The organism is Calothrix anomala FACHB-343, from assembly GCF_014696435.1.
Taxonomy (GTDB): Bacteria; Cyanobacteriota; Cyanobacteriia; order Cyanobacteriales; family Nostocaceae; genus Aulosira; species Aulosira anomala_A.
In genome coordinates, this window is record NZ_JACJQG010000032.1 from 59335 (window position 1) to 70819 (window position 11485).

Genomic DNA, 11485 nt, shown 5'->3' on the forward strand with positions numbered 1-11485 from the left:
TTTTTAAACGAACCGCCAAGACGCCAAGGACGCGGAGGAAGAGTTTTAGAGAGCCTTTCGCGCAGAAGTCTCTTTGCGCCTTTGCGTGAGATAAAAAATTTTTATTGAACCGCAGAGGACGCAGAGAACACAGAGGAAGAGGAGTTTTAGAGAGTTTTTTGCACAAGGGAGATGAAGAAGTTAGTAATTTTTTCCTCCTTGTCTCCCTTGTCTTCCTTGTCTTCCTTGTCTTTTTACTTGTCAGATGCGGTGACTAGGGTAACTCTTCCTTGAGTACTGTAGCCAACTTCACTGAGATAAAGGTTTGAGTCGTGCAGTTCGGCAATGATGTTTTGTGCCGCTTGTTGAGCATCAAGGGCAGGACTAATATCAACTGCTCTGGTGTATACTTTAGGCCATTCCCATCTGAGTGTTTTGGTTAGTCCAGCTAAACCTGCTCCGATGACGCCAAAGTTGGTGTTATGCTCAAAGCCGAAGGCTCCGTCTAAGCGAGCTACTGTGATAAAACTACTGCGTCCGTAACGTGCGGCTTCATTGAGGGATTTTTTCAGGTGTTTGGCGATGAAGAAGATGTGTTTGACGATCGCCTTTTCTTGTTCAATGTAAGGAAGTGTCTTTGTGTGACTGACTTGGAATACGGGGTGTATATGGATGAAGGCTCCAATGCTGCCGATATTGGTGGCTATAGCAGATAATTTATCTTGCAGTAGTTGTTCGCTTAAGTCGGCTAGGGGGATGCGGGTAACGCTGGGGGGTAAGAGTGCTTGTTGGGGAATTACCGATTGGGGGAAGCTAAGAACTACAACTTTCCAGCCTTTATCTACTAGGGATTGTGCTACCACCGAGGTGGTGAGGGAACCATCGTCGGTAATTAACGCGATGTGTCCCTCTGGTAAGTTGAAGTCTAAGTAATCGGGTTGGGGAAGGTATTTGAGTTTGATGGGTAGACGTTGAACGTTATGTTCTACATCTATTATCGGCTCGTCGTCAAACTCAAATTCATGCTTTTTTTTTTCACCTCCAGCCAGCTTCTGGAGATAATCGACTATTTGTCCGATGGTGCGTAAGTCGCCGAGTTCTTCGATGTTTGGTTTGGGTAAGTCGGGGTACATTTCTTGCATCGCCCCCAGGATTTCTACTCGTTTGATGGAGTCGATTCCTAAGTCGGCTTCCATGTCCATTTCCAGTTCTAGCATTTCTACTGGGTAACCAGTTTTTTCACTAGTAATGTTGAGTAAGGTTTGACCGATATCTGCGTAGTCGGCGCTAGATGTTTCTACTTCGGGTTCGGGGGTGAAGGCGACTACTGGCTCAGGTGCAGCTACTACGGTTTCTATAGGTGCAACTGGGGCGACTGGTGCGGGTGCTGTAACTACGGTGGCTACTGGGGCGACTACTTGAGGAATTTCCGCAACTTCTTGTACGGGGGTTGTTACGGGAGCTACGGCGCTATTACCAGCAGCGTGGGTTTGCAGATACTCGACTACTTGACCAATTGTGCGTTTTTCAGCTAATTCTTCTAGGTTGGGCTTGGGTAGGTCGGGGTATAATTCTTGCAATCCGCCGAGGATTTCTACTCGTTTAATGGAGTCGATTCCTAAGTCGGCTTCCATATCCATGTCCATCTCTAACATTTCAATGGGGTAGCCTGTTTTTTCACTGGTGATGGCTAACAGGTTAGTACCCAGTTGAGATAAATCGACGGTGCTGGATGCAGCTACAGGTGCGGGTGCGGGTTCGGGGATGAAGGCGACTGTTTCGACTACAGGCGCAGGTGCGGCTACAGGTGCAGGAATCTCAACGACAGGTTGAGGGGGAATTTCCACAACTGGGGGTGCGGGAATTTCGGCTACGGGTTGAGGTGCGACAATTTTGGGAGCGGAGCCATTTTTGCTTACAGGCTCAATTTTTGGCTCAATTTTCGGCTCAACTACTGGTGTGGTGAGAGTTTCGACAATTTTCGCGGTAAGGGGAACCGGTGCTTCGGTAACGGGTTCGCTGACAAAGGGTAATGTTACCTGGGGTAGGGTAATTTCTTCACCAGAAACTACATGAGAGTATTCTTGCTGAATTAGTTGGAAAAAGTTTTTGGTATATTCGATTTGCTCTTGCAAATACTGCTCATGAATGCGGAGGGTTTCACCTTGTTGGGAATGAAACTGCATCATGCTGCGCTCTAAGCTTTCGGTGACAACTTGCTTAATTTTGGCGGTTTCCGCAGAGGTTTTAGCTTGAGCGAGTAAGGCGTTTTGTTGTTGCATCAGTTGGAAAAATGTTTTGGCATATTCCATCTGATGATTGAGATATTGTTCGTGAACTTGTAAATTTTCGCTTTGATTGTTCTGAAATTGAGCCAGGAGATATTCTAAACTTTCTAGAACTCTTTGATGATTTACAGGTTTTTCTGGTGTTTGCATCTTTGATTCCTGGGCGGGTATTTGTAAAAGAGTCGCAGGATTCATTTGAGGCTTGGGTTCTGGAGCATAAGTGACGCCGTTCATGACTGGGGTTGGTGCGGTGACGGTTTTCTTATGTCCGTTAGATTTAATGGGTGTGGGATTTACAGGTTCTATGTTCACAGGTGCAGGTGAAGGTGCAGAGAATTCAGGAGTACTGGTAACTGTAGGTGCGGGTACAGAAAATTCGGGGGTGCTGGTAATTGTGGGTTCTGGGGTGCTAGCTAACTTGACTTGATGTCCGTTTTGCAAAGCTTGGGGGAAGGCGTTTTTGGTTTTTTCGGAAACGTAATTAATCCCGTTTAATTTGACAGTTAGCGCCTTTTTCTTTTCGTTTTCGGCTGCGGGGATAACAGGTGGTAGTTGATAAGGGTCGAGATTTTGCAAATTCATCCCGACTACACGCAACTGTACAACCGCTTCTCGCAAAGAGCGATCGCTATTCTTTTGGGTGCTGGGGTTCAAGGAAATGGTAAGATGTGGGCGATCGCCTAAAGTATCTTTGACTAAGTTGCTCAGTATTCTGCGGGGGCCAAATTCGACAAAGCAGTAACCACCAGCCGCATAGATATTTTCAATCTCCTGCTTAAACAACACCGAGTTAGATAGGTGAGTTTCCAGGGTTTTTTGAATTATTGGCGATTCTTGGGGATATTTTTGCCCAGTAACATTACTGAAAACTGGAACTTGGGGTGCATTAAATTTGACAGATTTAGTGGCGATCGCAAAAGATTTCTGTGCAAATGCAATCAAGGGGGTGTGGAAAGCTGCGGATACGGGGAGTAATACCGCCGCACAGCCTTTATCGTGCAATACTTGGCGAACTTTGGTGATTTCGGCGGTGGGGCCAGCTAAGACCACTTGAGTGGGAGAATTAATATTAGCGATCGCAACTTGAGGATAATGTCTGACAATCGCTTCTACTTTGGCAATTTCTTCTTTCACTGCCAACATACTACCGCGATCGTGGTCTGGATCTTGGGGAGCAGCCATTGCTTGTCCTCTAGCTTTCACTAAGAACAAGTAATCTTCTTCGCTCAATACACCCCCAGCCCATAATGCTGTCAGTTCGCCAAAGCTATGTCCGGCGACGAAATCGGATTTAAACCCGGCTTGTTGCATAATCTTATACAACCCAGCACTCAACACCCCGATTGCGGGTTGAGCATATTCTGTGCGTTGTAAAGCGGCTACTTGGGCGTTCTTCTCCGATTCTTCAAATGCTGGGTTGGGGAAGACAATTTCCGATAATGGGCGCAAATTATCTTTCAACAGCAAACTATCCATTTTGCTGTAAAGACGGCGCAATTGGGGGAAATTCATCACTAATTCCCGACCCATCTCTAAATATTGAGAACCTTGTCCAGAGAATAAAGCGACAACTTTACCAGCTAAATTCATTCCCGCAGAACGGAAGTAAATTCCCTGGGGATGTTCCCAAGAGATAGCCGCGCCTTTATGCTTGAGCCAGTCCAAACTAATTTGCATTAACTTGCAAGCTTCCTGCAAATTCTCTGCCACAAAACCAACTCTCGCCGCAGCTTGGGGAATTTCTTGGGCTGTACATTCCTGCACCAATTGGGCATAATGTCTTTCGCCGTCTTTGGATTGCAACTTCGCCAAGGTTTCTTCGCACTTGGTTACTAGTTGTCCAGAAGTCCCCGCAAACAAGATAATTTCTGCTGGCGCATTATGTAAGCGGTAAGGCTTATCTTGTTCCGCTTCGTATTCTTCCAAAACTACGTGGTAATTAGTTCCACCAAAACCAAAGGAACTCACACCCGCGCGTCTGGGTGCGTCACCTTCCGCCCGAATCCAAGGTCTAGTTTCGGTATTCAAATAGAAGGAAGAATTTTTAATGTTAAGTTTGGGGTTCGGCTCGGTAATGTTAATCGTTGGCGGTAAAATCTTGTGATGTAGCGCCAAAGCCGTTTTAATTAAACTTGCAGCCCCCGCAGCCGCCTTTGTATGTCCAATTTGGGACTTGACACTTCCCAGAGCAATGTGCTGTTTCTTTGAGTCATGTTCAGCAAAGAAATCGCGCAAGGAACCGAACTCTGTCGGGTCGCCAGCCATTGTCCCTGTACCGTGTGCTTCCATCAAGCCTACAGTAGCGGGAGAAAAACCTGCATCTTCATAAGCCCGTTCTAAGGCTTTGATTTGACCTTCTTTGCGGGGAGCATAAATACTCTTGTAGCGTCCATCGCTAGAAGTACCGATACCTTTGATGACTGCATAGATTTTATCATTGTCCCGTTGCGCATCTTCCAGGCGCTTGAGGACAATCATCCCGATACCTTCACCCAGCATCATCCCGTCAGATTTAGCATCGAAAGGTTTGACGTTTTCGCTAGGAGATACAGCCGGGGTTTTGCTGAAGGAAATGTAAGCCATAATGGTGTTGTCTGTATCCACACCACCAGTCAGCATCATATCGCTGCGATACTCAACTAGTTCGCTAATCGCCATTTTCAAAGCGCCGAAGGAACTAGCACAAGCTGCGTCAACGACACAGTTCATCCCGCCAAAATTCAGCCTGTTGGCGATTCTCCCCGCGACAACGTTAGCTAACATCCCAGGGAAAGCATTTTCATCCCATTTAACGTAAGCGCTTTTAATTTTTTCAATAATTTGGGCGGTATCTTCATCAGATAAACCACTGCTTTTCAGCGCTTTTTCCCACACTGGATATTCTAACCTAGCGGAAAGTGGCATACCTAATTGTTTCGCCATCGCCACGCCGAGAATTACCCCGACCATTTCCCGGTTATAATCGCGAGATTCGCCATAACCAGCATCTTCCATTGCTTGCTTGGCAACCACTAAACTTAATAGTTGCGATACATCGGTAACTTCTAAAATGCTGGGAGGAATGCCAAATTCCATCGGGTTAAAATCAACTTCAGGAATAAACCCGCCTCGTTTACAATAGGTTTTATCTTCCGGTGTTCTGGGGTTAGGATCGTAGTAATCCTTCACGCTCCAATGGCTTTCAGGAACATCAGTAATACAGTCAGCCTTGCTAACAATATTCCGCCAATATTCCCGCAAATCACGCGATTGTGGAAATAAAGATGCCATCCCAATAATCGCTATAGGATTTTGTTGTAATTGTCTGTTAATTTTGTTAATTGAAATTGGTTTATTTGCCGTCACTTTTTTCTCCTCTATAAACTTAACCAAAGTTTTTTCACAGCTGTTGATCTCGGCTGCTAAATCAGCCAAGGCATTATCAATGGAATAAGCAGACATAGGAATCACAAATCTGAAGTACTGGGAATTGCGAAGCTACAGTAAGACCAATTCAAAATTCAAAATTCAAAATTCAAAATTAAGAAAGTAAGTTTTTCTAGTGTTTTTGAGTTTGGATATTTTGTTGAATTTTGGATGATTGGTGTAATTTCCTGTGACTAAGCAATAATGAAAGCTATCTGTTGTAGTCAGCAGCTAGCTATCCTATCTGCAAAAGCTAAATGCTTTTCTGCGAATTAACACCACACCATATGTAAAGAATGAAGGCTTAAGGCTAAAAACTGATTTATATTCATTCTTTGACCTTCAAACTTTAGGGAACGTAATTTTGCAAAAATTCTAGACAACGCCAGACTCTTGATATTGTGGCAATAGGTCAATAACGTTGTTGAAATTCGTAAAATAATCTTGAAGCGCCGTAGCTGCTTGACCTGTAAATTCAATCCATTCGTAATGGTAGAGATTTTGAGCAACTGTATCCCACTGAAGCAAGGGAAACTTAGGAGTAGCTATTAGGACAGAAACGCTTTTTTCTCCCAAACTAGTTTGACTATCTAAGTTGATTGCAGCCACGTAGCTGGTGTTAATGACAACGTTCTGTATTTTGATAAATGTCATAGCCAGTTTCAGCTTCCAGGATAATGTATTTTATGCAATTCGCCCGATAGATGTTGACAAGTTCGTTACAGAAAAAACCTCACCTTTACTCCGAATTTATGCAGTAATTGAAACAAAAATCGAGTCTTTGTAAGGTGATAACAAGGCGATTGGGTTTAGTTTCTTTCTTTTATGCTCCCAAGAAAATTACTAATTAACCTACCGCAGCTAAAGACTTGAATTAATACAAAGACTAGCACAAATTAAATAAACAGAATTGTTCATTTAAAGGAATTTAAGGAAGAAAATTGAGTGTTGCTGACAAAAAGCTTTGATGAAGCATAAAGTCCAAGTATCAACTTGTGCTTTAATTACTCAACACTAAATTTCTTGGGTTAATGGCTAGATATCGCTTAAATAATAATTACAATAATCGCCGTAATAAATAAGTTATATAAATTACGTTCTTATTAGTACAAAGATAAGATGAAGTACTGACCGTATTTTTTTCAACATAACATCATAATTCCACAATAAAAATTGAAGTTTTTTCAAGATAATTCAATTTAAACAATAAATAAGTGATATATAAAGCAAAGCTTAATTTTGCTAAAGTGCATGGTAAACATCAGGGGTTAGGGGTTAGGGGCTAGGGGCTAGGATAAATTGACTATTTGATATGGGAAATACAATTTTAGAATTGATTTTATGGGTGAAAAGGAGAGGATAAAATGCAGAATTTTATAGAGTTTTTAATTGGTTTAGATTATGATCTTTAACTACTCTCTCAATGTTGTTCCAAACATTCTCTCGCTTACCCAACAGACCGCCCACAGGCTGTAAGCCTGGGGCTAACGCTACAAAGCCCACCTACCCTTCGGGAACGTCTTCGACGAACGTGGGCTAAATTTTCTTAGCCCACGAAGGTAAACTCATGTTCAATTAGCCGCACCCTTATAGGGTGACGGCGGTTTATTAGGTAAGTGAAGGGTGATACTATACTACTCCATGATTATTTTTAACAGAGTTCTCTTGCAAATCAGTAATTAATAGCATCTTTACCCCTGAGGAAATTACTGCCCTCTCTGCCGAAATTGACCGCCAGTTAATAGAACTGCGCTCTGCTCCAGATGCAGAGCAAAAACAAGGAGAGGATAAAATTTCAGATGAAAAATTGTTGGTAAAATAAACGGCAGCAATTACACAAGTTACACAAGAAAATTCTCGGAGTTTTTTGCAGAAATTTGGACGAGCTGCTAAAAGTGATTTATGCCAAGAGGGGGGAATGCTGAATAAGCAGTGGCAGAAATGGGGTGATTTGGATAATAAGGATGCTCTGGAACGCTTGGGTGCAGTATTGGTAACGATGGGTGTTTCGGGGGATGCGTTATCTCTTTTAGTTGTGGCGGTAACGGTGATTATTATTCATATTGGGTTGAAAGCTTTTTGTGAAGATTATTCTGTGGAAGTGGATAATAAATGAATTTTGCATCACGCAAAGGCGCGGGTGTAGGTTGGGTTGAACGAAGTGAAACCCAACATGAGCAAATATTATAGGGGTTATCGGTTGAGTCCACACAGTCTTAAGGGCACGGCAGTGATGCCCCTACAGGCGACGATATAATTTTGTTTTGCATCTAACACCACAAGCGCTATTTTTGAATTGGGATTATCTAATTTTGAAAAAAAATGCGGCAGATTGTAGGGGCAAGGCAATGCCTTGCCCTCTTGCCCTCTAGAATAATTGATGTGTCGCAAACTTTATAGGGGTTATCGGTTGAGTCCACACAGTCTTAAGGGCACGGCAGTGCCGATGCCCCTACAGGCGACGATATAATTTTGTTTTGCATCTAACACCAGAAGCGCTATTTTTGACTTGGGAATACCTGCATGGGTTAACCTAGCGGCTACACTACCCATTGCATCCTCTCCATCTTCGCCACCCATCGCCGCCGACTGACAGGCAGACAAAACAATTAACCCCACTTTTTGCCGATTCAGTTTTTTGCTATCCCTTCCGCCCGTTTATCGTCTACATCCGTAGTGTAATGTGCCGCATAAGTTTCTAAGTACCAGCGAATCTCTTCTCTGTCTGCTGCACTCAACGGTGAGGCAAAATCCAGCCTCTCAGTTTCTTGCCCATCAAATGTTACAATGACCTGATTATTCTCTGGGAAGCGGAGATTTAATTCCATAGTCGGCTGTGTGGGCGTGGCAGGTTATTTGAGATAATACAAACTTTTTAGCCTAAATTCCGTAAAAATGCCAGGCGATCGCGTTTGTTTTGAGAATGTCGCATAAGGGCGGGGAAACCCCGCCCCTACGATAATGTTAATTACATCTGAGAATATTGATGGCGATCGCAAATTCGCCAATAACAAAAGCCACTATCGTTAAGTCAATAGCGGCTATTCTCAACTCAATAGTGGCTTTCCTTAACCCAATAGTGGCTTTGCTCAACTCAATAGTGGCTTTGCTCAACTCAATAGCGGCTTTGCTCAACTCAATAGCGGCTATTCTCAACTCAATAGTGGCTTTCCTTAACCCAATAGTGGCTTTCCTTAACCCAATAGTGGCTTTGCTCAACTCAATAGTGGCTTTCCTTAACTCAGTAGTGGCTTTGCTCAACTCAATAGTGGCTTTGCTCAACTCAATAGCGGCTTTCCTAAGTTTCCTCTCTATTGGCTTCTTAAGATGAGCAATTATACTAATTTGAAAAAAGAATGTGACCGATTATTGGGGCAAGACAATGGTCATTAATTTCAACTTAACGTGCAACCTTTTGGTTGACAAGCTTTTATCCTCACTCCCAACCCCTCGCTTACCCAATAAACCGCCGTCACCCTCGAAGGGTGCGGCTAATTGAACAAAGCCCACCTTTGTGGGCTAAATTTTCTTAGCCCACAAAGGTGGGCTTTGTAGCGTTAGCCCCAGGCTTACAGCCTGCGGGCGGTACTTTGGGTAAGTGAGAGAACTTAATTTAACACCAATGGGCAATGCCTTGCCTTCTATCATATATTGATGTGTCGTCAACACTATTTGAATTGGTATTAGACACCGAAATATTACCGAATATTAGCTGAAATTTGTCCGTTTAAAAATTGCTATTTATACTGAACCAGATTTCGATTTAATTAAGGCAAGCTATGTTTATAAGTATTTTATCAGGGCACATTTATGAGTCGCAAAAAACGTAAATCCAGCGTTTTAGCAAAAGTTGAGTCAAGAGCCGCCGGAATAAAATTGATCGATCCAAATCTGAAACTGGATGATGAGTATAGTCTGGAAAAACTGCTGGAGTCAATAGAACAGTTACGTAATAAACTTGAGATTCATAATAATGCTCTATCTTTAGCTGATTCTTCTTTAACTGAAGTTGAAGAGATGGAAAAAAATCTGGCTAAACTTTCTCAAAAGATGCTAATGCTAATTGCTATTAAGTATGGCACAGATAGCCGTCAATATGAAACAGCAGGTGGTGTCAGAGAAAGCGATCGCGTTCGTAAAATGAGGTCGAGCCGCCGGAAAAATGTTGCCCAACAAGCATCAGATAATAATAAGGTTGAGACTATTAGCGAATAGAATGAGACTAGCTTGAAAATGGGCATGGGGCATGGGGCATGGGGCATGGGAAAGAGATTGATTACCCCATTTTCTGACCTCGCTTTCCTGTCCATTTCTCCCAACGCCCAATTCCTCGGCTAATCAACTCCTCATTTTCATCGCCAGTAAAACAGATTCGCCCCATGCGTTCGCAAGCAATGAGAACTTCCCCATTCCCCATAAACGGCGCAATGACAAAATTATTGGGACTGGTATATAAATTAATTAAGTAATTAACAATTCCTTCTATACCTTCAATATTAATTGCTGTTTGTGGCTGGGATAAAGACTGATGTGAAAAAATCCCTACGTAGATATTTCCTAATATTAATTCATACTGAAAAGGCATTTGATTACGCTTGTAAAATTCGTAAATTTGCCCTTGCGATCGCAATACCGCCACAACCCGCGCTTCCTCAGCCAAGTAATTATGATTCCAACTAGGGGAAACAGTAGCGATCGCTAATGCTGCATCTGAGGGTAGCAAGTTCAGAAAGTCTTGCTCTGCCGTATCCCCACAATATACTAAATGCCGTCCTAACATCCATTCATCGCCCACTGTCACCTTTAGTGCTGGGTTAAATTCCCTCGCTTTCTCTGGTTGACTCTGGCTTTTCTTTTGCAGTAATTTAGCTTCTTTTTCTGCTAAAGCACTGTTATAGGCTAAAATCTGTAATTCTTTCTGCTTATTTTGCGCCTCAGCCAGCAATTTAGCTTGAAGCTCAACTTCTTTCAGATTTCCCTGTGCTTGAGCTAATTCTCCAGCTTGTTGTGCGGCTTCGGCTACAGCACGTTCTTGACTTCCAGCTCTAGCTATTTTTAATAATGCTGTGGGACTTTCCGCGATCGCAGTTCCCTTAATCATTTGTTTGACATCGGGGTGAATTCCCTTGGCAATCTGCTTTCCATGCTGAAAAGTGCGCTCAGAATAGCCAGCTTCCTTAGCTAACTCCACAGTTCGTTTGAGAGGTGGTGAAATGATTTCACCAGCTTTGAGGGTATGTTGATTATCTCCTACCTTTGCTCGCAGTCCCATGCGTTCTAAAATGCGATCGCGTTCTAACCATAACTCCGAACGCTCTAGCGGTTCTAGCTCATTGCGGATTAAATTCTCGTCAATTTCCGCTAAACGAGCCTGTTCTGCATATTGGTAAGTCACAATATTACACTCAATTGCATCCAAACCCAACAGCTTACAAGCCGTCAACCGATGCAATCCTGCAATCAAATTTAGCTTTTGATCCACCGTAATCGGGTTTAACAGACCATTAGCCCTAATTGATTCCTTCAACTCATCAACCTTCTCACCCTTAATCGGACGGCGGTTACAACCAACGAGAATTTGATTTATGGGCACAATAGGCATAATTACTGTAGTTCAGTGCAGCCAGTTAAAACACCAACCATAGCATTAACATCTCAACAGTCAAGGGGTGTTTAGTCAATGGTCAATGGTCAATAGTCAATGGTCATTGATGACTCTTTCTTGTCCTCCTTGTCCCCCTTTGTCCCCTACGCCCCATGCCCATTTTCTAATAATGTTTTATGGTACACAAATGACTTCACGATTATCGATT

The 11485-nt window shown here is 43.0% G+C and carries 8 protein-coding genes and 1 pseudogene; 3 read left to right on the plus strand and 6 right to left on the minus strand.

What is annotated here, in order from left to right:
* Window positions 1-233: 233 nt before the first annotated feature.
* Together H6G08_RS18865 and H6G08_RS18870 are read right to left on the minus strand one after the other, a co-directional pair.
* Window positions 234-5708, minus strand: a complete 5475-nt coding sequence (locus H6G08_RS18865) for a type I polyketide synthase (RefSeq protein WP_190545671.1) — start codon at window positions 5706-5708, stop codon at window positions 234-236.
* A gap of 339 nt (window positions 5709-6047) precedes the next feature.
* Window positions 6048-6326, minus strand: coding sequence for a hypothetical protein (locus tag H6G08_RS18870; protein ID WP_190545674.1), 279 nt, complete (start codon window positions 6324-6326; stop codon window positions 6048-6050).
* Window positions 6327-7590: 1264 nt separating this feature from the next.
* On the opposite strand from H6G08_RS18870, the gene H6G08_RS36930 reads away from it, so the two are divergent.
* Window positions 7591-7788: a hypothetical protein gene (locus tag H6G08_RS36930; RefSeq protein ID WP_199322653.1), complete on the plus strand. Its 198-nt coding sequence runs from the start codon at window positions 7591-7593 to the stop codon at window positions 7786-7788.
* Between the two features lie 287 nt (window positions 7789-8075).
* Here the strand turns inward: H6G08_RS36930 and H6G08_RS18880 are convergent, their stop codons facing one another.
* The 3 genes from H6G08_RS18880 to H6G08_RS38815 all read right to left on the minus strand — a co-directional run bounded on the left by H6G08_RS18880 (window position 8076) and on the right by H6G08_RS38815 (window position 8954).
* A complete protein-coding gene (locus H6G08_RS18880) occupies window positions 8076-8276 on the minus strand; it encodes a hypothetical protein (protein ID WP_190545675.1) in 201 nt (66 codons plus the stop codon).
* A gap of 26 nt (window positions 8277-8302) precedes the next feature.
* Window positions 8303-8500, minus strand: a complete 198-nt coding sequence (locus H6G08_RS18885; RefSeq protein WP_190545677.1) for a hypothetical protein — start codon at window positions 8498-8500, stop codon at window positions 8303-8305.
* Between the two features lie 136 nt (window positions 8501-8636).
* A complete protein-coding gene (locus tag H6G08_RS38815; RefSeq protein ID WP_242046202.1) occupies window positions 8637-8954 on the minus strand; it encodes a TerD family protein in 318 nt (105 codons plus the stop codon).
* On the opposite strand from H6G08_RS38815, the pseudogene H6G08_RS38730 reads away from it, so the two are divergent.
* Both H6G08_RS38730 and H6G08_RS18895 read left to right on the plus strand, forming a co-directional pair.
* Window positions 8937-9065, plus strand: a pseudogene (locus H6G08_RS38730) (hypothetical protein); the annotation flags it as partial. The gene H6G08_RS38815 and the pseudogene H6G08_RS38730 sit on opposite strands and share 18 nt — an antisense overlap.
* A 417-nt stretch (window positions 9066-9482) precedes the next feature.
* Window positions 9483-9887 carry a hypothetical protein gene (locus H6G08_RS18895; protein ID WP_190545679.1) on the plus strand — a complete coding sequence of 135 codons (405 nt, stop codon included), beginning with the start codon at window positions 9483-9485 and terminating at the stop codon, window positions 9885-9887.
* A 61-nt stretch (window positions 9888-9948) separates the two neighbouring features.
* Here H6G08_RS18895 and H6G08_RS18900 read toward each other — a convergent pair whose 3' ends face one another.
* Window positions 9949-11274, minus strand: a complete 1326-nt coding sequence (locus H6G08_RS18900; RefSeq protein ID WP_190545681.1) for a ParB/RepB/Spo0J family partition protein — start codon at window positions 11272-11274, stop codon at window positions 9949-9951.
* Between the last annotated feature and the right edge of the window lie 211 nt (window positions 11275-11485).